Annotated in this window: 21 protein-coding genes; 5 read left to right on the top strand and 16 right to left on the bottom strand. The window is 69.9% G+C overall.

Features of this window, described 5'->3' with window-relative positions:
* Positions 1-8: 8 nt before the first annotated feature.
* Genes Q9R08_RS16090 through Q9R08_RS16080 form a run of 3 tightly spaced genes read right to left on the bottom strand, consistent with a single transcriptional unit; the run spans position 9 to position 2,520 of the window.
* Complete coding sequence (locus tag Q9R08_RS16090; RefSeq protein WP_308869160.1) at positions 9-1,064, bottom strand: polyprenyl synthetase family protein; 1,056 nt, start codon at positions 1,062-1,064, stop codon at positions 9-11.
* A gap of 9 nt (positions 1,065-1,073) precedes the next feature.
* The gene (locus Q9R08_RS16085; RefSeq protein ID WP_308869159.1) at positions 1,074-1,856 is read right to left on the bottom strand and encodes a demethylmenaquinone methyltransferase; all 783 of its coding nucleotides are present in this window, start codon (positions 1,854-1,856) and stop codon (positions 1,074-1,076) included.
* Between the two features lie 10 nt (positions 1,857-1,866).
* Positions 1,867-2,520 (bottom strand): DUF402 domain-containing protein, encoded by a 654-nt coding sequence (locus tag Q9R08_RS16080; protein ID WP_308869158.1) that lies wholly within the window; start codon positions 2,518-2,520, stop codon positions 1,867-1,869.
* A 22-nt stretch (positions 2,521-2,542) separates the two neighbouring features.
* On the opposite strand from Q9R08_RS16080, the gene Q9R08_RS16075 reads away from it, so the two are divergent.
* The gene (locus tag Q9R08_RS16075; protein ID WP_308869157.1) at positions 2,543-3,850 is read left to right on the top strand and encodes an isochorismate synthase; all 1,308 of its coding nucleotides are present in this window, start codon (positions 2,543-2,545) and stop codon (positions 3,848-3,850) included.
* A 25-nt stretch (positions 3,851-3,875) separates the two neighbouring features.
* On the opposite strand, the gene Q9R08_RS16070 is transcribed toward Q9R08_RS16075, so the two are convergent.
* From Q9R08_RS16070 to Q9R08_RS16040, 7 genes are all read right to left on the bottom strand, one after another.
* The gene (locus tag Q9R08_RS16070; RefSeq protein ID WP_308869156.1) at positions 3,876-4,679 is read right to left on the bottom strand and encodes an ABC transporter permease; all 804 of its coding nucleotides are present in this window, start codon (positions 4,677-4,679) and stop codon (positions 3,876-3,878) included.
* Positions 4,676-5,725 (bottom strand): ABC transporter ATP-binding protein, encoded by a 1,050-nt coding sequence (locus tag Q9R08_RS16065; RefSeq protein WP_308869155.1) that lies wholly within the window; start codon positions 5,723-5,725, stop codon positions 4,676-4,678. The genes Q9R08_RS16070 and Q9R08_RS16065 overlap by 4 nt, the downstream gene beginning before the upstream one ends.
* Positions 5,726-5,790: 65 nt before the next feature.
* Positions 5,791-6,690, bottom strand: coding sequence for a permease prefix domain 1-containing protein (locus Q9R08_RS16060; protein WP_308869154.1), 900 nt, complete (start codon positions 6,688-6,690; stop codon positions 5,791-5,793).
* Entirely contained in the window at positions 6,687-7,040 is a 354-nt protein-coding gene (locus tag Q9R08_RS16055; protein WP_308869153.1) for a PadR family transcriptional regulator, read from the bottom strand. Before Q9R08_RS16055 ends, Q9R08_RS16060 begins: the two co-directional genes overlap by 4 nt.
* 169 nt (positions 7,041-7,209) lie before the next feature.
* Positions 7,210-8,073, bottom strand: coding sequence for a polyphosphate kinase 2 family protein (locus Q9R08_RS16050; protein WP_308869152.1), 864 nt, complete (start codon positions 8,071-8,073; stop codon positions 7,210-7,212).
* A gap of 82 nt (positions 8,074-8,155) precedes the next feature.
* Positions 8,156-10,018, bottom strand: a complete 1,863-nt coding sequence (gene menD / locus Q9R08_RS16045) for a 2-succinyl-5-enolpyruvyl-6-hydroxy-3-cyclohexene-1-carboxylic-acid synthase (protein ID WP_418001362.1) — start codon at positions 10,016-10,018, stop codon at positions 8,156-8,158.
* Entirely contained in the window at positions 9,981-10,475 is a 495-nt protein-coding gene (locus Q9R08_RS16040; RefSeq protein WP_308869150.1) for a PLDc N-terminal domain-containing protein, read from the bottom strand. The genes menD and Q9R08_RS16040 overlap by 38 nt, the downstream gene beginning before the upstream one ends.
* Before the next feature lie 101 nt (positions 10,476-10,576).
* On the opposite strand from Q9R08_RS16040, the gene Q9R08_RS16035 reads away from it, so the two are divergent.
* On the top strand, positions 10,577-10,918 hold the full coding sequence (locus Q9R08_RS16035; RefSeq protein ID WP_308869149.1) for a DUF4229 domain-containing protein: 342 nt from the start codon (positions 10,577-10,579) through the stop codon (positions 10,916-10,918).
* Positions 10,919-10,935: 17 nt separating this feature from the next.
* Here Q9R08_RS16035 and Q9R08_RS16030 read toward each other — a convergent pair whose 3' ends face one another.
* From Q9R08_RS16030 to Q9R08_RS16015, 4 genes are read right to left on the bottom strand one after another with little or no spacing between them, the layout of a single operon-like run.
* Positions 10,936-12,150, bottom strand: coding sequence for a family 1 glycosylhydrolase (locus Q9R08_RS16030; RefSeq protein WP_308869148.1), 1,215 nt, complete (start codon positions 12,148-12,150; stop codon positions 10,936-10,938).
* 46 nt (positions 12,151-12,196) lie between these two features.
* Positions 12,197-13,093, bottom strand: coding sequence for a carbohydrate ABC transporter permease (locus Q9R08_RS16025; RefSeq protein WP_308869147.1), 897 nt, complete (start codon positions 13,091-13,093; stop codon positions 12,197-12,199).
* Positions 13,093-14,034 (bottom strand): carbohydrate ABC transporter permease, encoded by a 942-nt coding sequence (locus Q9R08_RS16020; RefSeq protein WP_308869146.1) that lies wholly within the window; start codon positions 14,032-14,034, stop codon positions 13,093-13,095. Before Q9R08_RS16020 ends, Q9R08_RS16025 begins: the two co-directional genes overlap by 1 nt.
* Positions 14,035-14,092: 58 nt before the next feature.
* The gene (locus Q9R08_RS16015) at positions 14,093-15,424 is read right to left on the bottom strand and encodes an ABC transporter substrate-binding protein (RefSeq protein WP_308869145.1); all 1,332 of its coding nucleotides are present in this window, start codon (positions 15,422-15,424) and stop codon (positions 14,093-14,095) included.
* A 137-nt stretch (positions 15,425-15,561) separates the two neighbouring features.
* Here Q9R08_RS16015 and Q9R08_RS16010 point away from each other — a divergent pair, with 137 nt between their 5' ends.
* Positions 15,562-16,566: a LacI family DNA-binding transcriptional regulator gene (locus Q9R08_RS16010; RefSeq protein WP_308869455.1), complete on the top strand. Its 1,005-nt coding sequence runs from the start codon at positions 15,562-15,564 to the stop codon at positions 16,564-16,566.
* A complete protein-coding gene (locus tag Q9R08_RS16005) occupies positions 16,563-18,365 on the top strand; it encodes a glycoside hydrolase family 2 protein (protein ID WP_308869144.1) in 1,803 nt (600 codons plus the stop codon). Before Q9R08_RS16010 ends, Q9R08_RS16005 begins: the two co-directional genes overlap by 4 nt.
* Before the next feature lie 18 nt (positions 18,366-18,383).
* Here the strand turns inward: Q9R08_RS16005 and Q9R08_RS16000 are convergent, their stop codons facing one another.
* Entirely contained in the window at positions 18,384-19,367 is a 984-nt protein-coding gene (locus Q9R08_RS16000) for a 1,4-dihydroxy-2-naphthoate polyprenyltransferase (protein WP_308869143.1), read from the bottom strand.
* 91 nt (positions 19,368-19,458) lie between these two features.
* On the opposite strand from Q9R08_RS16000, the gene Q9R08_RS15995 reads away from it, so the two are divergent.
* On the top strand, positions 19,459-19,842 hold the full coding sequence (locus Q9R08_RS15995; RefSeq protein WP_308869142.1) for a VOC family protein: 384 nt from the start codon (positions 19,459-19,461) through the stop codon (positions 19,840-19,842).
* Between the two features lie 47 nt (positions 19,843-19,889).
* Here Q9R08_RS15995 and Q9R08_RS15990 read toward each other — a convergent pair whose 3' ends face one another.
* Complete coding sequence (locus tag Q9R08_RS15990) at positions 19,890-21,044, bottom strand: AMP-binding protein (protein WP_308869141.1); 1,155 nt, start codon at positions 21,042-21,044, stop codon at positions 19,890-19,892.
* Positions 21,045-21,056 lie beyond the last annotated feature (12 nt).

Below are 21,056 nucleotides of genomic sequence, written 5' to 3'. Positions count from 1 at the left end.
GGGAACGTCTAACTGGAGCGGTCGGCGACAGCCTGCGCGAAACGGGTGAGGGCTTCGCGCACGGCGCCGTCCGGGAGAGGTGCGAGCGCCTCGATCGCCTGGGTCGACCACGCGTGCGCGAGGTCGAGGGTGGCCTCGGTCGCCTCGTGATCGCGGAGCTGCGCGAGCGGCTCGTCGAGGATCGAGGGGTCTGCGCCGTCGGCGATGCGCGCAACGCCGTCGTCGATGCGCGCGCGCAGCTCGACGGATGCGGCATCCTTCCGCTCGCCCAGCACGAGGTACGGCATCGTCGGCACGCCGGCGCGCAGGTCGGTGCCGGGAACCTTGCCGGTCTCGACGGGGTCGGCGGACAGATCGATCACGTCGTCGAGCAGCTGGAACGCCACGCCGGCCTTCTCGCCGAACGTCACCATCGGCTCTTCGAACTCCGCAGGACCGTTGGAGAAGATCACGCCCGACTGCGCGGCGGCGGCGATCAGCGACCCGGTCTTGTCGGAGAGCACCTTCAGGTAGAACTCGACGCGGTCGTCGGTTTCGGACGGGCCCACGGTCTCGTGCATCTGGCCCAGCACCAGCCGCTCGAACGTGTCTGCCTGCATCCGGATCGCGCGTTCGCCGTGGCGGGCCATGATCTGGCTCGCACGCGAGAACAGCAGGTCACCGGTGAGGATCGCGACGTTGTTGCCCCACACCGCGTGGGCGCTGGGCACACCGCGGCGCTTGTCGGCGGCATCCATCACGTCGTCGTGGTAGAGCGAGCCGAGGTGGGTCATCTCGAGCGCCGTGGCGGCCTGGATGACCTCGTCGGTCGCACCCTCGCCCAGCTGGGCGGTCAGCAGCGCGAGCATCGGGCGCACCCGCTTGCCGCCGGCGTCGTACAGGTAGCGGCTGGTGGCATCGGCGAGAGTGTCGGCGACACGCAGCTCGCGCTCGAGGGCGCTGTCGACGCGCTTGAGCCCCGCCTCGACGGTCTTGAGCAGGCTGCGCGATCGCGCGCCCGCGAAGATGCGGTCGGTCAGGCCCAGCTTGCCCGCGATGTGCGAGCCCGGCGCTGTCGGTGTCACACGCCCAGCCTACCGGGGGCGCGTTTGCACTCGTCCCACGCCTGCCGCGGGCTTCGTGGCTCGGTGCAGCGCGACGATGCCCATCGACAGGTTGCGGTGGGCGACGTCGGTCCACCCCGCCTCACGGATCCACGCCGCCAGCGTGTGCTGGTCCGGCCAGTCGCGGATCGACTCGTTCAGGTAGTCGTACGCCTCGGCGTTCGAGCTCACTGTCTTCGCGACGACCGGCAGCACACGGTCGTTGTAGAAGCGGTACAGGCCGTTGAAGGCCTTCGACGGCGGGTGCGAGAACTCGCAGATCACGAGCCGCCCTGCGGGCTTCGTGACGCGCAGCAACTCGCGCAGCGCCTTCTTGGGCTCGTTGACGTTGCGCAGCCCGAACGACATCGTGACGGTGTCGAACTCGTCGTCGCCGAACGGGAGCGCGGTCGCGTCTGCCTGCACGAATGACAGATTCCGGATGCCGCCGCCCGGCGCACCGGCCCCGTGGCGGCGCTCGCCCTCGGCGATCATGCCGGGCGAGAAGTCGGCCGCGACGACGTCGGCGCCGCGCCCGGCGAGCGCGACGCTGGACGCGCCGGTGCCGGCGGCGAGGTCGAGGATGCGCTGGCCGGGACGAGGGTCGACGGCACGCGTGGTGGCAGCCCGCCAGAACCGGTCGTTGCCCATGCTGAGCACGGTGTTGGTGCGGTCGTAGCCGGCGGCGACCTGGTCGAACATCCCGCTCACGCGCGAGGGATCCTTGTGCAGGTCTGCGCGATTCGGCTCGTGATCGGAGGGGTGAGCTGCCACGGCTTCGAGTCTAGGCGGCGCTGCCCGGGCGAGCGGGGCCGGAGGTCTCGGCCGGTCCCGCGGCACCGGCGAAGGACACCGGCGGCGGGGGTGCGACGGCGTCGTACGCGGAGAGGCGCGCGAGCCAGCTGTCGGGCGTCGCGTCGTCGAAGGGCGCTTCGGCCGCGGCGACGCGACGCTCGAGGTCGACCGCGAGCGCCTCCAGCCTCTCTACGAGGTCGAGCGGGTAGCCGTAGACGACGCGATGCTCGTCCCACTCGTCGCGATCGTCGATGAAGAGCCCGCGGCCGTCGATGGCCTTCACGACGTCGAGGTCCATGTCGATCCCGCGCGGCTCGCGATTCTCCCACCGGATGTCCCACGCGATGTCGATGTAGGTGCGCACGCGGCGGGGTGAGCCGTGGACGGTCATCGCGTAGTCCCCGCTCGGCGGGAGAAGCGTCACGTTCGGGCCGTCGGCGAGGAACTCCAGCCCCGGGCGGACGTTGCGCCAGCCGTCGGGCTGCCCGATCCAGTCGCCCCATCGGTCGCTGCCGAGGTAGATGCCGTCGTTCACCCAGTGGGCGCTCGTGTCCCACTTCGTCCAGCGGAACTGCAGCGGTGCACCGGGCACAGGGCGGTCGGCGGCGCCGGGAAGGAGCTGTTGGTGGGCGTCGGCGGTCACCCCGCGAGTCTAGGCTGGAGGGGTGACATCTGCGCACCGACCACCCGCGCTGGTGGTCGAGACCCGCGAGATCGAGCACGTCGACGACCTCCTCACGTACGCCTCGCCCGATGAGCCGCTCGCGTGGCTGCGCCGCGGCGACGGCATCGTCGGCATCGGAAACGTCGGCGGGTACGAGCGGGGACCGCAGAGCACTTGGGGCCCGGACCCTGTCACTCCGGCCGATACGTGGCGTCGGATCGCCGAGGCGGCTGACGTCGACGATCCGGTGGGACTGCCCGGCACGGGTCTCGTCGCCTTCGGCACGTTCGTCTTCGACGACCGCTCTTCGGGCACGAGCCGCCTCGTGATCCCGCAGACGGTCGTCGGTCGTCATCGCGGGCGGTCATGGGTGACCCGCGTGCGCCCGGCCGACACCGAGCTTCCGGACCCCGTCGTCGAGCCGACGCCGTACGGCCCCTACTGGTCGGCGACCCTCGGCCCCGGCACGCTCGACCCCGCTGGGTATCAGTCCGCCGTACGGCAGGCCGTGGACGCGATCGTCCGCGGCGAACTCGAGAAGGTGGTGCTCGCCCGCGATCTCGTCGGCACGATCCCCGCCGGCGCGGACCTGCGCAGGCTTGTCCGCGCCCTGGCCGACGACTACCCCGACACCTGGACCTTCGCCGTCGATGGCCTCATCGGCGCCAGCCCCGAGACCCTCGTGACGGCCTCGCGCGGCGTCGTGACCGCACGCGTGCTGGCGGGGACGATCCCCCGCGGCACCGACGCGCACGATGACACCGAGGCATCCACCTCCCTCGCGCACAGCGGGAAGGACCTCGACGAGCACCGCTACGCCGTGCAGAGCGTTCTTGCGACGCTCGGCCCGCACGTGAGCCACCTGAGCGCCGATCCCGAGCCCTTCACGCTCAAGCTGCCGAACCTCTGGCATCTGGCGACGGATGTCGCGGGCGACCTCGCCGACCACGCCTCGGCGCTCGACCTGGTGGCGGCGCTGCACCCGACGGCGGCCGTCGCGGGGACGCCGCGGGATGCCGCAGTCGACCTCATCCGCCGGCTCGAGCCGTTCGACCGCCGCCGGTACGCCGGTCCGGTCGGGTGGGTCGACGGCGACGGGAACGGCGAGTGGGCCATCGCCCTGCGCTGCGCGCAGATCGGCGCGACACCCCGACCGGCTCACGAACCGGCGCCGGAGGAAGCGGCCGACCGCGACACCATTCCCGTGGTGGCCCACGCCGGCGCCGGCATCGTCGCGCAGAGCAACCCCGAGACGGAGCTGCTCGAGACGCGTGTGAAGTTCCGGCCGATCGTCGACGCGCTCGCCTGAGCGAGGCGCCGACGGCCGGACCTCGTCACACCGAGCGCTGGTAGGCGCGGATCGAGCGCAGGGCCCAGAAGAAGGCCAGCGCCGCGAGCAGCGCCAGGCCGCCGACCTGCCACCAGCTGTTCGCCGGGTAGTCGCCGGTGAGCCCGCCACGGCCGACTTCGACCGCCCACGTCATCGGGTTCCAGCGCGAGACGTCCTGCACCCATTCGGGCATCAGGTCGGCGGGCATCATCGTGGTCGACAGGAACGTCGCCGGCAGCACGATGAGCTGCGACAGGCTGATGAGCGCGACCTGGCTGCGCGCCGTCAGCGCCACGGCCGTCGACGCGCAGCAGAACACGGTCGCCAGCAGCGTCGCGACGCCGAGCGCGACGAGCATGCCGCCGATCCCGCCGGGGTACCGGGCGCCTGCCAACCAGCCGATTCCCAGCACCACCAACGACTGGGCGAGGTTGATGATCAGCTGCTGCACCAGCTGCCCGGTGATGATCGCCGACCGGTGCACCGGCGAGGTCAGGTACTGGTCCATGACACCGGAGTTGATGTCGTCGATGTAGCCGGTTCCCGCCCAGGCGCCGGAGTACAGCACCGTCATCATGAGGATGCCGGGCACGAGATAGTCGATGTACCCCTCGCCGCCGAACTGCGGCAACGCTCCGAGCGACTGGAACACCTCGCCGAACAGCACGATCCAGATCACCGGCTGGATCAGCGACATCACCGGTCCCCACACCTGGCGCATGGTGGAGATCAGCCATCGGCGCAGCACCTGTCCGGCCTGCGTGAGCCATCCCGCGCGTGAGGCGGCGGGGGTGAGTACGAGGGTCATGCTGCGGCTCCTGTCGTGAGAGCGTCCGTCGAGTCTGCGGTCCCTGCGCCTGTCGACGGGCCGAACGTGTGCCCGACGAAGTGCAGGTACACGTCGTCGAGGGTGGGGTGGGATGCCGCGACCTGCCCGAAGCGGACTCCTGCGGCATCCAGCGCGGCGATCACCGCGCCGACGGCCGCGGAGGCGTCGTCGGTGCGCGCGGCGAGGACGCCGTCGACACCGGCAGCCTCGATCACGACGTCGCGGAGTCCCGGCACGCGCCCGATCGCGGCGCGCACGGCCGCGGGGTCGGGCTCGACGAGCGAGACGCGCACCGAGTCGCCGTGCAGCGCGGCCTTGAGCTCGCCGGGCGTGCCCTGCACGACTGCGCGGCCGCGATTGACCAGGAGCAGCTCGTCGGCCAGGCGGTCGGCCTCTTCCATGTAGTGGGTGGTCAGCACCACGGTGAGCGCCTCCTCCCCCGCGAGCCGCCGGATCTCGGCCCACATCGTGGCGCGCGCCTCGGGGTCCAGGCCCGTGGTCGGCTCGTCGAGGAAGAGCACGCGCGGCCGGTGGACGAGGGCCGCGGCGACGTCGAGGCGCCGGCGCATGCCGCCCGAGAAGGTGCCGACCGGGCGCCGGACGGCGTCGGCCAGGCCGAACTCGTCGAGCAGCCGCAGCGCACCGCGGCGCGCGTCCCGCGGCGCGACCCCGCGCAGTCGCGCGGCGATCTCCAGGTTCTCGCGGGCGGTGAGCAGCGGATCCGTGCTCGCCCCCTGCGACACGTAGCCGATGGCGGCGCGAACGACTGCGGGCTCGGTCGCGACGTCATGACCGGCGACGAGGGCGGAGCCGCTCGTCGGGCGCGACAGCGTCGTGAGGATCTTGGTGGTGGTGGACTTGCCCGCGCCGTTCGGTCCGAGCAGCCCGAACACGCGGCCGGCCGGAACCTCGAATCCGAGACCGTCGAGCGCACGGACGCCGGGTTTGCGGCCGCGACCCGGGTAGACCTTGATCAGGTCACGGGCGACGATGGCGGTGCCATCGGCGGTGGAGTTTTCAGGCATGGCGAAGCATCCCTTCCTGCGAATGGGTTGTTGAGGGGTCGGGCGACGCTCGCCGCCCGACGTTTTCAGGACTTCTTGTCGACGCTGCCCGGGGTGAACAGCATGCGCGCGAGTACGAGCATCATGAGGGCGAAGCCGGCGACGAAGGCGACCGGCGCCCACCACCAGCCCACCGTGAAGACGAGCACGGCGATCACGGCGAACGTCACGAGCCAGATGACGGCCGTGTAGACGCCGAAGCGGGCAGCCGTCTCGGGCTCGCGTTCGAACCGGTTGGGCGGCTCGTTCCGCAGCGCCTCGCGCGTCCAGGCCTTGTGGCGGTTGGTCTGGGTCGCGCCGAGGAACGCGAACAGGACGATCGACGCGATCACGCCGAGAGCGGCGAACACGACGCCCCACACCGGCAACGCGCCCGCGATCACGAGCCCTGCGAACCCGAGCCCGTAGGCGCCGAGGAACGTGGCCAGCGCGTAGGAGGCGGCCCGGTTCTGCGGCATCGGGTGGTTCGTCGTCGTCTCCTGCGAGAGCGAGTCGCCCACGATGAGCGCCAGGGCGGTCGACGCCAGACCGAAGATCCCGATCTGGGCACCGACCGGGATCGCCAGGACCCCGACGGCGCCGAGGATGCCGAGCGCGATGGCCGCAACCGCCACAGCCGACCAGGCCACGATCCTGGCGACGAACGCCGGCTGCGGTCGCACCCGGTGGCGCTGCTGGAGCGCCGCGTAGTCGTTCGCGAGAGCGCGGGGCGAGGCATCCGATGTCTCTTCCAGCAGGGCGCGGACGTCGCCGAGCTCCGCGATGGCCTGGCGGGCGGCTTCGGCCGGCGCGACGCCGGCCGACTCGAGCTCGTCGACGCGAGCGACGAGGTTCGCGCGGACCTCTTCTTTCAGGTCCTGGGCATCGGGCGTCATATCGATGCCCTGGAAGGCCTCGTCGAGGAGACGGTGGATGTCGGTGTTCATTGCTGGCTCTCCTTCACGTCGAGCAGTGCGTCGATGATGCGCCGGGTCGCGGTCCAGGCCGCGACGTTGCCGCGGAAGACGGCGCGGCCCGCGTCGGTGATGCGGTAGTACTTGCGACGGCCGCCCTGCGACTCGTCGCCCCAGTAGGACTCGACGAGCCCGTCCTTCTCGAGGCGGCGGTAGGTGGCGTACAGCGTCGCCTCTTTGATCTCGTGGTCGCCGCCGGTCGCATCGCGGATCGCCTTGTAGATCTCGAAGCCGTACGCGTCGCCGCGGCGGAGCACGCCGAGCACGATCGTGTCGGTATGACCGCGCAGCAGGTCGGCCGCGAACGCGTCGTCTTGTGTCATGTCGAGTACTTTATCAGATCAAGTACTCCAGAGCATCAACTACTCTGTCTGGCCCATGTCATACCGCGGCCCCTTCGTGAACCGCGCAGAATCGCGCGAGCCTCGGAGGGTCCGGCGAGGAGCCTGCGAGATTCGCGCGATTCCGCGAAGTCCGTGCGTGCGCGCGAGGCTAGCTCGCGGCGAGCCGCTTCTTCTCGGCCTCGACGTCGAAGGTCGCCGCGGGCCAATGCGGGTCGATGTCTTCGAGCGCCTCGAGAAGCAGGTGCTGCACGGCGAGGCGCGCGTACCACTTGCGGTCCGCGGGCACGACGTGCCACGGTGCGTGCTCGGTCGAGGTGCGGTCGAAGACGGTCTGGTACGCGGCCATGTACGACGGCCAGAGCTCCCGCTCGTCGACGTCGCCCGGGTTGTACTTCCAGTGCTTGTCGGGGCGCTCGAGGCGCTCCATCAGTCGCTTCTTCTGCACGTCGGGAGAGATGTGCAGCATCACCTTGACCACCCGGGTGCCGGTGTCGGTCAGGCGCTTCTCGAACTCGTTGATGGCGCCATAGCGGCGCTCGATCTCTTCGGCCGGGGCGAGCTGTCGCACGCGCCCGATCAGCACGTCCTCGTAGTGCGAGCGATCGAAGACTCCGATGAGGCCCGACACGGGCAGTCGCTGCTCGACCCGCCACAGGAAGTCGTGCTCGAGCTCCTCGGGCGTCGGCTTCTTGAACGCCGAGAGCACGATGCCCTGCGGATCCACCGACCCCACCACGTGCCGGATGATGCCGCCCTTGCCCGCGGAGTCCATCGCCTGCAGCACCAGCAGGACCGCGGCATCCGTCGCGTCGACGCGGCTGCGCGCGTAGAGCCGCTCCTGGTACTCGTCGAGCTGCGCCGCGCCGGCGCTCAGGTCTTCCGCGGCCTGCACCTTGTCCTTCGCGTACCCAGGCGTGGAACGGGTGTCGACGTCGGCGAGGACGAACCCGTCACCGACCCGGAGGAGATCGGCGACGTCGCCGATCCAGTGCTTCTGACTCGAGGCGATCATGGAGCCATCATGGCCTGCTTCGGCGCGCGGCGACCAGGATTGACGTGCCACGCCGCCCGGTTCCGCGGCGATGTGCCGGAGGTCAGCGCTCCAGCGGCACTTCGATGAGCTGACGACCCTCGACCGGCGACGTGAGCGCCTGATCGAGCGCCGACCGGGTGGTGACCCGCCGGTACTCCCACCCGTATGCGAGCGCGAGCTGCTCGAGGCTCACCGCGTGCGGCGTGTAGAGCACGCGATCCATCACGTCGGAGCCTGCCACGGCCGCCACCTCCAGCCCGTCGAAGATGGTGCCGCCGCCGTCGTTGCCGACCACGAGCTGGATGCGCGGCTGCTGTTCATGCGGAGGCAGCAGCAGCGCGCCGACGTCGTGCAGCAGAGCAAGATCGCCCAGCAGCACGCGCGTGACGCCTGCGACGCCGGCCGACTGGCTCGCCAGCGCGATGCCGGTCGCCGTGGCGATCGTGCCGTCGATGCCCGCGAGCCCGCGATTCGCATGCACCGGCACCTTCTTGCCCGGCAGCACCTGGTCGGCCACCCGCACCAGCCGCGACGAGCCGAACATGAGGCGGTCGTGGGGCCAGGAGGCCCGCCAGACGGCGTCGACGAGTGCGGCGCGATCGATCGGCGCGCGAATCACCTCGAGCTCCGCGGCGATCGCGCCCAGCCGCTCCCCCGGCACCGCCGACGAGAGGCCGTCGGCGTCGGGAGCCGGAGGTGTGAGATCGACGGATGCCGCGCGCGACGCCTGGAGCCATTCCCCGAGCCAGGCGCGGTCGGGGTCGCCGGTCGCGACGGCGATGCGGTCGGCGGCGAACGTGACGCCGTTGAGGTTGAGGGGTTCGCCGGGGCCCCGTACGGCGACGACCTCGACATCGGCGTCGGCGAGGAGCGCCGCAGCCTCGCGGCTGAGCGTCGGATGGCCCAGCACGACCACCCGCTCGATGCGCCCGCCGAGCTGGGGGTCGCGCAGCAGCTCCCGGTAGCCGTGCACGAGGTGGCGCCCGAAGCGCGCACCGCTCACGATCTCGGCGACGAGCGGCCACCCGCCGACGTGCGCGAGCTCCTCGGCATCGGGGCCGGCGTCCGCTCCGGCGAGCACGATCGTGCGGGGTCCGCGCTCGAGGACGAGCGGCGCATCCTCGGGTTCGGTCGGAACGTCGGACTCGCCGATCCCGCCGCCCCCCTGGTAGAGCGCTCCGGATGCCTCGTCCTCGGCTTCGGCGTCGACGGGCGGCCCGTCGGGGTCGTCGTCGACGGTGGTGTCGAGCTCTGCCGCGGGCACACCCATCCATGCGGGGAGCGCTCCGGCCAGTGGTTCGCGGTACGGCAGGTTCAGGTGCACAGGCCCCGGGGCGCGGGTGCCGGCGCCGAGTGCGGCGGCGACGGCCTCGTCGGCCAGCGCCCGCAGCATCGCGCTCTGCTCGTGCGTGCCGTCCGGATCGACCGCCTCCGGCACCGGCACATCGGCCTCGAGCCGCACCGTGGGAGCGAACATCCCCGGCTGACGGGTGGTCTGGTTGGCGCCGACGCCGCGCAGCTCGGGCGGGCGGTCGGCGGTGAGCAGCAGCAGCGGCACCCCGGCGTGGTGGGCTTCGAGCGCGGCGGGCAGCAGGTTCGCGACCGCCGTGCCGGAGGTGCAGACCACGGCCGCCGGCATCCGAGTCTCCCGCCCGATGCCCAGCGCCGTGAAGCCGGCGACGCGTTCGTCGATGCGCACGTGCAGACGGATCGCGCCGCGGCGCTCGAGCTCGGCGGCGACGAGCGCCAGCGACTGCGAGCGCGAACCGGGACTGAGCACGACATGGCGCAGGCCGAGCTCCACGAGGCGGCACAGCAGCGCCGCGGCGGCGTCGGTCGCGGGCGCGGAGTCGAGCGCGCCCGCGGCGCGGCGGGTGTCGGTCACGTCAGCCGATGGCCCCGCGCTGGCCGCGGGCGTCGTCATCGCCCTCGGCGGGCCGGATCGGGGGCTTCGGCTGCGGCGGGGTGCCCGGCGCGGCCGTGCCGCCTGCGGCGGCCGTTCCGCCCGGAGCAGTGGTGTCGTCGGATGCCGCCGGCCCCAGCGGAGGGCTCCAGCGTGGGTCGTCGCTCTCGGCGTCGAGCTGCGCCAGCTCCTCTTCGAGGCGGCGGATGCGCTCGTCCTGATCGCTGATCGTGCCGATGCGACCGAGGAACTCGGGGTCGTCGTCCGGCGCGCGGCGAGCGGCGACCGTCGATGCCCGCACGCGTCCGACGACGAGCCAGAGAAGGCCGCCGAGGACCGGCAGGAGGACGACGATGAGGATCCAAACGGGCTTGCTCACACCGCGGTGGCGGCTCGGGGGCTGGACCGCGCAATCGACGATGGTGAAGACCCAGAACGCGGTCGCCACCAGGGCCAGTATCAACAGCACCCGAGGCATCTTCCCATCCTAGGCGGGCGGGGCCCGGCGTGGGCGTGCGCGGTCGCTCCGTGACGCAACCGTCGCCGAACCGGCCGGCGGGGCGAACGTAGGATGGACGGGTGAAAGCGCGCTCGGCCATCGTCTACTCGGTGCTGCGGCTGCTGGCGTTCCTCGTGCCGTTCGGCATCCTGATGCTGTTCCCGATCATGCAGGAGTACTACTGGCTCGCCGCCATCTTCGCAGCGCTCATCGGCCTGAGCCTGTCGGTGCTCTTCCTGCGTAAGCCGCTCGAGGATGCGACGGCAGGGCTCGCCGAGCGCCGTGCCCGGTCGCGCAGCGCGGTCACCGACGAGCAGGCCGAGGATGCCGCCGCCGACGCCGCCACGCCCGCTGGGCCGGATGCCGCGACGCCCACCGCGCCGGCCGCACCCGAGTCCGACGCACCGGACGCCCGCGCCTGATCAACCGCGCCGTCTGATCAGCGCCCGCGCAGCGCCAGCTCCCGGAAGGCCTGGAACGATCTGTTCGGCACCCGCTCCAGACCTTGATCGGCGCCGCGGACGAGATCGACCAGCCCGAACTCGCGGAACCACTCATCGGGCTGCTTCTGGTCGTACCGGTAGAGCCAGTCGACGAGGGTGAAGAACGGGAACCACGTGAATGCGACGATGTCATGCCCCTCGGACCGCAGCGAGCCCAGTTCCTGCGCCGAGTCACGCAGCCATTCGAGCTTCTCGTCCGGCGTGCCCACGAGCGATGACTCGGTGATCGCCAGCGGGCCGCCGTAACGCGCGGAGTAGAGCTCGACGAGATCCCGCAGGCCTGCGGCATCCGAGCGCTCCGGCGTCATGACGCCATCCTCGATGCGCACGGTCGTGAAGCGCGGGTAATAGTTGATGCCGATGACGTCGGGCGTGACAGCGTTGTCACGGAACCACTGAAGCTCGTCGCTCGAGACGCCATGCGCCGCCAGCCACCGTCCGAGCACGGAGTCGGACTCCAGCCGCCCGGTGATGAGATCGAGGGCCACGAACCTCCGCTCCTCCAGGAAGTCGCGCGGCACCGGCGTCGTCTCGCCCTCGTAGCGGAAGCCGGCATCGACGTGAACGAACACCGCGTCCGGGTGCACGTCTGCGATCTCTTGCTGCGTGCGCACCATGCCGCGCGCGAGCTGCGTGGTGACCTTCACGAAGCCGTCATCACCGACGAGGTAGGGCGGCCACGCGCCGTTCTGCCCGCACCACTCGGCGTTCACAACCGGCTCGTTCAGGGGCGTGAAATCGGACCAGACATCGCGATAGCGCTCGGCGACGGCCCGGGCGTACGCGGCGACCCGTTCCGGATAGTCCGCGTTGAGGAACGAGTTCTCGAGCCACAGCGGCGTTCCGTAGTGCATCAGGTCGACGATGCACCGCAGCCCCAGATCCTGCATCTTTGCGGCGACCCGGTCGACCCACGCCCAGTCGAACTCGCCCGGAGCCGGCTCGACGAGATACCAGGGAATGCCCCACCGCAGGAACTCGGCACCGCTCTCGGCCACCAGCTCGAGGTCGTCCGACCAGCGCGCATAGTGCTGGGTGAGCTCGTACTCGTCGAGCTTGCGGTGACCGATCCGCTCCTGCGGAATGAAGGTGTCTTCGATGCCGACGCCGTAGCGCAGCCGGCCGTCGCGATACCAGGGGGTGCCGCTCATTCGGCGTCCTTTCTCGAGCGTGGTGCCGCTGTGTCAGCGGAACAGGTCATTTCAGGCCCGTCGTGGCGATGCCGGCGACGAAGCTCTTCTGGATGAGGAGGAAGAACACGATGACGGGGAGGAGCGCGAGAAGCGAGCCCGCCATCAGGAGTCCGTACTCGACGACGTGCTGTCCCATGAACAGCGCCAGCCCGGCGGGGAGCGTGGACGTCTGCACCTCCGACGACATCACCAGCGGCCAGAGCAGGTCGTTCCAGTTGTACTGGAAGTGGAACAGGCCCAGCGTGAGCAGCGCAGGCTTGGCGAGCGGCATGATGATGCCCGAGTAGATGCGCCACTCCGACGCCCCGTCGACGCGCGCCGCCTCTTCCAGATCCTTGGGAAGAGACAGGAAGAACTGCGTCAGGAAGAAGATGCCGAACGCGTTGGTCATCCTCGGGATGATGAGACCCGGCAGGGTGTTCGTCAGCCCCATCCCGTTGAGCATGTCGTAGAGGGGGATGAGCGTCACCTGGAACGGCAGCATGAGCAGGAGCAGGATGCCGACGAAGACGACGCCCCGCCCCCTGAACGGGATCCGTGCCAGGGCATACGCCGCCATCGAGTCGAAGAGCAACGATATGAGCGTGACTCCGCCGGCGAAGATGATCGTGTTGACGTAGAGCCTGGCGAACGGGATCCGGTTCCACACGTCGATGAAGTGGTCCAGCGTGAGCTCCCGCGGCCACAGAGTGGGCGGGTAGCTGACGATGTCCGCCTCGGGTTTGAACGCGGTGAACACCATCCAGATGATGGGCAGCAGCATGAGCAGCCCGATGATGGTGGACACGATCGCGAGCAGCCAGCTCGTGGTGCGCTGCAGGCGCGCGGCGCGCCCCCGCGCAGGGCGACGAGCCGCCGCGGCACGATCATCCTCGACGGTGGGAAGAGCGGTCACAGCCATCAGTAAGTCACCTGCTTCCGGCGAAGGTAGCCGAACTGGATCATCGACAGGATGAACACGAAGATCAGCAAGACGAACGAGATGGCCGACGCATAGCCGAAGCGCAGCTCCTGGAACCCCTCGCGATAGATGAGCATGACAAGCGTCTCGGTGCGGAAGAACGGTCCGCCTCGCGTCATGACGTAGATCTGATCGAACGCCTGCAGGGTCGAGATGAGGGCCAGCACCATCACGAGAAGGGTCTGGTTCGAGAGCAAGGGCAGCGTGATGCTCCGGAACCGCTGCCAGGGGCCGGCGCCGTCCAGACGCGCGGCCTCGTACATGTCCACCGGGATGGACTGCAGCCCCGCCAGGTAGATCACCATGTAGAAGCCGACGTTCTTCCACACGCCGACGAGCATGACGGCACCCATGGCATAGCGCGGATCGCTGAGCCATCCCTGCTCCGGCACGATGCCGACGAAGCCGAGCCAGTAGGACAGCAGACCGATGTTGGGGTCCAGGAGGAAGGCCCACGCGATCGCGATGATGCCGAGCGACACGATGAACGGCAGGAAGATGGCCGTGCGTGCGAACGCCCGACCGTGGAACGCCTGGTTGAGCATGATGGCGAAGAGAAGAGCGAGGATCACGGTCACCGGAGTGACCACCAGCGCGTAGACCACCGTGTTGGTGAACGCGTTCCAGAAGGGCGCCGATTGGAACAGCTCGACGTAGTTCGACAGGCCGATGAACTCGGCCGCGCGGATGAGGTTGTAGTCCGTGAACGACAGGTACACGGCCTGGATCATGGGGTACAGCGTGAACGCGGTCAGGATGATGAGCGACGGTGCCAGGAACAGCCAAGCGGTGAGCGCGCGGCGTCCGCCCGCGCGCAGACGGCGACGAGGGGCCGCGGAGCTCGTTCCGGTCGCAGGGGCTGCGGCGATCGTGGTGGTCATGAAGAGCCTTCCCGTGGGGGGCGGGTGGCGCCACGCGCACCACCCGCCTCACATCCGGTCACTTGTCGAGTTCGGCCTGAGCCTCTTCGGACGCCTGTGTGAAGATCTCCTCGACGGTCCCCTCTCCGTTGAGCGCCCGCTGCAGGGCAGGCGTGAACACCGTCTCCAGAATCGGCCCGCCTGCCGCAACACCCGGCATGAGCACGCGCGCGCTGTCGGCGACGTCGGGAGCGCCGAAGATGGCCGGGTACGGGCTCTCGGTGATCTGGTCGGCGACATCCGCGCGCGTGGGCGGGAAGCCGGATCCGTTCGCCCACGTGATCTGGCCTTCCGGCGAGTTCCAGTACGCGAAGAACTTGTACGCCGCCTCCTTGACCTCGTCGCTCGCGTTGGACGGGATGCCCATCGACACGACGTCCGCAAGCACCGCGTCATCGGCAGGCCCCGCGAACGGCTTCGCCAAGCCGTAGTTGATGCCGGCCTCGTCGAAGCCGGTCGTCATCCATGGCCCGACGATCTCGATGGCCGCCTTCTCCGTCTGGAAGAGCTTGTCGGCGTCGGCCCCGGAAAGCCCGACGGGGGCTGCCTTCTGCTCGGTGACCAGGTCGACCCAGAACTCGAGCGCCTCGATCGACTCGGGGTCGCCGAGCATCGACGTCGTGCCGTCTTCCGACACGATGCCCCCGCCTGTCCCCCACAGCAGTGAGGGGAAGATCGGCACAGTCTCGTGATCGGCGAGCGCGATCGCGTACACGTCGGGCTTGCCGTCACCGTTGTCATCGGTAGACAGCTGCGGCACCATCGCGGCGAACTCGTCCCACGTGGTCGGCGGTGCCTCGGGGTCGAGCCCCGCCGCGGTGAAGAGGTCCTTGTTGTAGTACATCATCATGGTGGCGTAGTTCACGGGGACGCCGTAATTCTCGCCGTCGTACATCGACGCCTCGACGGCGGCCGGGGTGAGCGCGGCGGCGTCGTTGGCCTCATCTTCGTAGTAGTCGTCGACAGGCATGAACATGCCCTCGTCGGCGAACTGCGGGATGCGGGACGCCGACATGGCGATGATGTCGGGGCCGTTGTTGCCCGCGACCGACGTGAGCACCTTCTGGTAGAGCGTGTCCCACGGCATGATGTTCGTCTTGACTTCGATCTCGTCCTGGGAGTCGTTGAAATCATCGACGACCTGCTGCAGTGCGGGCCCGTCCGGACCGGTGAAGCCGTTCCAGAAGTCCAGGACGATCTTCCCGTCGCCGGTCGCCTCATCATTGCCGCCGGACCCCTGGCCGGCGCATCCCGCGAGCGTCAGAGCCGAGATGGCGAGTGCTGCCGCCGTCGCCATCACGACGCGCGGGCGACGGGGGCGGGCGCTGCGGAGCGTGTGCTGTGTGTTCATCGATCTTTCTCCTTCGAGTGCCGTTCAACGTTGAACGATGGGATCGAATACTGTTATACATGACCGGTAATCGTTGAACAAGACAGGCGTCTCGTGAGAGTGTGAGCGACGCCGGAACGCAGGAAAGGGCGGTGGCGATGACGCGGACGACGCTCAAGGACGTCGCAGCGCGGGTCGGCGTCTCCGCCAAGACCGTGTCGAACGTCGTGAACGGCACGGGATGGGTCACCGATGAGCTGGCGGCCCGCGTGCGCGAGGCCATCAGCGAACTCGGCTACCGGCCGAACGTCGCCGCACGGCAGCTGCGCAGCGGGCGGAGCCGCATGATCGCACTCGCCCTCCCGGAACTCAGCCAGCCCTACTTCGCCGAACTGGCCTCCGAACTCGTGCGTGCTGCCCAGGAACGGTCCATCACCGTGCTGGTCCATCAGACCGATGGTCGTGCCGAGACCGAGCGGCGCATCAGCGACGGCATCGACGCACCTGTCATGGACGGACTCATCATGAGCCCGCTGGCCCTGGGCGCGAAGGAGCTCGACACACGTATCGATCCCACACCCCTGGTTCTGCTCGGCGAGCACATCGGCGACGCGGGCTTCGCGCACGTCACGGTCGACAACACTGCGGCCGCCGCGCGCGCGACGGAGCATCTGCTCTCGCTCGGATGTCGACGAATCGCCGCGATCGGTGCCCAGACCACCGGTCCGAACGAGACCGCGGTGCTGCGTCTGGCCGGCTATCGTGCGGCGCTGGAAGCAGCCGGAGTCGAGTACGACGAGCGGCTGGTGTTCGAGGTCGATGAATTCCATCGCGCCGACGGCGCCGCCGCGGCTCACCGGATGCTGGATTCAGGCGTCAGACCGGACGGCGTCTTCGCCTTCAACGATCTCCTCGCGCTCGGCGCAATGCACGTCCTCATCACGGCGGGTGTCCGAGTGCCGGACGACATCGCGATCATCGGCTTCGATGACATCGAGGAGTCCCGCTACAGCACGCCGGCGCTCAGTTCTATCTCGCCCGACACGCGAGCGCTCGCCCGACTCGCGATCGACCTCCTCTATGAAGCACCACCGACGCCGGGAATCCACACGGTGGGTTTCACCGTCGCGCACCGGGCGAGCACGAAAGGACCGACCGAATGACCAGCGACGCAACAGCGGACGCCACGGCGCAGGACGGCACGTATCCGAGGCCGCAGCTCGTACGACCCTGCTGGCATGATCTGTCGGGTGTGTGGGACTTCGCCCGGGACGACATGATGATCGCTCAGGTGGACCGCATCGTGTTCGACCGCCGCATCGAGGTTCCGTTTCCGCCGGAGTCCCCGGCATCCGGGATCGGAGACACCCGCTTCACCCCCTGCGTCTGGTACCGCCGCTCCTTCGGGCACGCAGAGCTGCTCGATGCGGGATACGGCCCCGAGCGGCCTCGCGTGGTGCTGCACCTGGGAGCGGTGGATCACACGGCCGATGTCTGGGTGAACGGCCGTCTGGTGGCGAGCCACTCCGGAGGACAGTCGCCGTTCCAGGTCGACATCACCGACGCCCTCGCCTCGCAGGGCGACAACGTGCTCACCGTGCGGGCCGTCGACGTGCCGGATGACGTCTCCGTCCTGCGTGGCAAACAGGACTGGCGTGAACGGCCCCACTCGATCTGGTACCACCGCACCACCGGCATCTGGCAGCCCGTGTGGCTGGAGTGCATCCCCGAGTCCGCGGTCCGATCGCTCACCTGGCGGCCGGACCTTCCGACCGCGACCGTCGAGGTCGACGTGGAGCTCTCGGGACCGGTCCCCGTCGACGCGTGGCTGCGGGTCGCGCTTTCGCATGACGATCAGACGCTGGCGGAGGGGCGCGTGCGGACGGGAGGTCTGCAGCACGGCACCGTTCGGCTGGTCATACCGCGTCAGCTCAACGGCCAGGAGTACGAGGAGCTGCTCTGGAGTCCGGCGCGACCGACACTGCTGTCGGCATCGGTGACGCTGGAGCGCGAGTCGGGCTCCGTCATGGATGTCGTGGCCAGCTATGTGGGGCTCCGCTCGGTGTCCGTGGCCGGCGGGAACTTCCTGCTCAACGACCGTCCGCTGCAGGTTCGCGCCGTGCTCGCGCAGAACTACTGGCCGGAGACGCACCTGGCCGCGACGGCCGAGACCCTGCGGCGCGAGGTCGAGCTCATCCTCGAACTCGGCTTCAACACGGCGCGAGTGCACCAGAAGGCCGAGGATCCTCGCTTCCTGTTCTGGGCCGATCGGCTGGGGCTCATGATCTGGGCGGAGACCGCGAACGCCTACGCCTTCGACGAACGGGCGATCGTCAATCTCGTCGGAGAGTGGAGCGCGCTCGTGCGACGCGACCAGTCGCACCCGTCCGTGGTGGTCTGGGTGCCGCTCAACGAGAGCTGGGGTGTTCAGCACATCTCGCACGACCCGCGGCAGGCGGCATTCAGCCGATCCATCAGCGACTTGACCCGCGCGCTCGACGGTTCGCGGCCGGTGATCTCGAATGACGGCTGGGAGCACACGGCCTCCGACATCCTGACGATCCACGACTACGAATCAGATCCCGATGTGCTCGCCGAGCGCTACGGCGAGGAGACCCCGCTACGCGAGATGCTCGCGGGCTTCGGACCTGCCGGCAGGCGCATGACGATCGGTGCGCAGGACGGGGGCGCGCCCGTCATCCTGTCCGAGTTCGGAGGAGTGAGCCTGGAGACGGACGGGGCAGATGACTGGGGATACTCCTCGGCGAGCGATCCCGCCGCTTTCGAAGAGAAGGTCACCGCGATCCTGCGCGCAGTCCGCCGGTCCTCACCGCTGGCCGGATTCTGCTACACGCAACTCACCGACACCGGTCAGGAGACGAACGGTCTGCTGTTCGCTGACCGGTCGCCGAAGTTTCCCATCGAGAGGATCCGTGCCGCCGTGACCGGCGGCGCAGACTAGGCTGCTCGGCATCCGGTCTCAGCCGATGAAGGCCCACATGAGGAAGGCGCCGTACGCGACGGAGGTGAGCGAGGTGAGCCCGAGGGCCACCACCAGCTCGCGGGGATCACGGTAGGTCCACACGATGAGGATCGCGGGCAGCCCCGCCAGCAGGGCGAGCAGCGTGAGCCACGCGATCGGGTAGCCGATCCAGGCGAGGAAGGCGGCGATCAGGAACGCCACCAGCACGAACACCGTGAACAGCCAGCGCGTGGCCGTGCGGCCGATGAGCACTGTGAGCGTCTTCTTGCCCGCGACGCGGTCCTGGTCGATGTCGCGGAGGTTGTTGGCCAGGAGCACCGCGCACGCGAGGAGTCCCACGCCGACCGCGCCGAACCAGGCCTCCTGCGGCAGAGCGAGCGCCTGCACCCACGTCGTGCCGAGAGTGGCGACGAGGCCGAAGAACACGAAGACGAAGAGCTCGCCGAGCCCGTAGTACCCGTAGGGGCGCTTGCCGCCGGTGTAGAACCACGCCGCGAGGATGCAGACCGCGCCGACGGCCAGGAGCCACCACTGCTGCGTTCGGATCGTGATGGCCAGACCGGCGAGGGCCGCGATCGCGAAGAACACCAGTGCCACGATCAGCACCGTGCGCGGCTTGACCTTGCGCGACGCCGTCAGGCGCGCCGGCCCGACGCGGTGGTCGTCGGTGCCGCGGACGCCGTCGCTGTAGTCGTTCGCGTAGTTGACGCCGATCTGCAGCGACACCGAGACGATGAGGCAGAACAGCGCGATCACCCAGTGGAAGACGTCCGTCACCAGGATCGCAGCGCCCGTGCCGACGAGGATCGGAGTGACCGCCAGCGGCAGGGTGCGCAGCCGTGCCGCGCCGACCCAGTCAGCGGCCGTGGGCTTCGCCACGCGCGCAGGGCTGCGCGAGACGTTCGGCTTCTGGGGGTTGCCGCGGGGCTGCCGCTTCTTCGCGCCCGGGGCGCCGCGCTTCTTGCTGGAGGTTGCTGCCACGAATGCACATCATAGGGGTCCAGCCGATGAAGACCCGCGCGGCCGTCAAGCCCCTCGCCGGATGTCGGGCGCGGCACGGATCATGGAGGCCATGTTGAGCATCGGATCCACGGTCCTCACCGTGGAAGACATCGACCGCGCCGGCGACTTCTGGCGCGCGGCCCTCGGCTACGAGAGCCGCGGTGAGCCCAGCGACGACTGGGTGATCCTCGACCCGCCCGGCAAGACCCATTGGGCTGCGCCGGGCGCGAGCCTCGCCCTGTCGGTCACCGGATATCCCCAGCACTATCCGCCGCGCATCCACCTCGACCTGTACGCCGAAGACCAGGCGGCCGAGATCCAGCGCCTGCTCGATCTCGGCGCCCGCGAAGTCGACTGGGACGACTACCCCGACGACGCCGACTGGGTCGTGCTCGAAGACACCGAGGGCAACAGGTTCTGCGTCGTGCAGACCGGGCCGTATCCGCAGGGCTGACGCCCGCCGGAATCGCCGCCGGAGCCTCGAGCGGCAGACGAGCCGGATCAGTGCAGGGCGAGGACGGCGCGGCGGATGGCCTCGCGGTCGGGCTTCCCCGACGGCAGCGTCGCCAGCTCGTCGACCAGCACGAGGCGCGACGGACGCGCGTGCGCGCCGATCTCGGCCTGCACGGCGGCACGCGCCTCCTGCAGCTGGACCGCTTCGCTGCGGCGCAGCGCCTCACCGCGAGAGGCGACGACGACGGATGCCTCGCCCCAGCGTTCGTCGGGAATCCCGACGACGACGGCCGTGTCGAGTCCGGGTATCCCCCGCACGATCCGCTCGACGCGGTCGAGCGAGACGTTGATGCCGCCCGACACGATGACGTTGTCGATGCGTCCGCGCACCCGCAGGACGCCGTCGTCGAACAGGCCCGCGTCGCCGGTGCGATACCACCGCGTGCCGTCGCGCTCGCGGAGGAAGACGGTGTCCGTCCGCACGGGGTCGCCCAGGTAGCCCTCCGCAAGCGTCGGTCCCGACACCTGCACCTCGCCGCGCTCGATGCGCAGCCGCACGTTCGCGAGGGGCACGCCGTCGTAGACGCAGCCGCCGCTGGTCTCGGTCGAGCCGTAGGTGCGGACGATCCTCGCCCCCGCCGCCTCGGCACGCTCGAGCGTCGCGGCGGGCAGCGCCTGGCCGCCGATGAGGATCGTCTCGAACGACCGCACGGCGGCGAGAACGGAGCTGTCGTGCTCCGCAGCGTCGAGCAGCCTCGACAGCTGGGCCGGCACCAGCGACGTGTACGTCGGGATCCGTTCGCCGCGGTCCGTCGACACCATCAGCAGGGCGGCGGCGGCGAAGGACTGGGGCGTGAAGGCGCCGGACAGGATCGCCGGCTCGCGGTCGGTGACGAGCGAGCGGACCAGCACCTGGAGCCCGGCGACGTAGCTCGCCGGCAGCGCCAGCAGCCAGGCGCCGTCGCCGATGCGGTCGGCGGTCGCCAGCGCGCTCGCGGTGAGCGCGTCGCGACTGAGCACGACGCTCTTGGGGATGCCGGTGGACCCCGACGTCGTGACGACCACGGCGGTGCCGGCGGGCACCTCGCTCGGCAGCCCGCTCACGAGCCCGACGCCCAGCGCGGGACCGGCACCGTGGAGCGCTCCGCGCAGGGCTCGGAGGATCTCGCGCGGATCGTCGCCGACGACGGATTGGAGCTTCATGCGGACATCAAC

This window comes from Microbacterium psychrotolerans (assembly GCF_031085295.1).
GTDB classification, from domain to species: Bacteria; Actinomycetota; Actinomycetes; order Actinomycetales; family Microbacteriaceae; genus Microbacterium; species Microbacterium psychrotolerans.
Note: the sequence above shows the minus strand (reverse complement) of the source record. Positions and strands in the feature narration are given on the sequence as shown.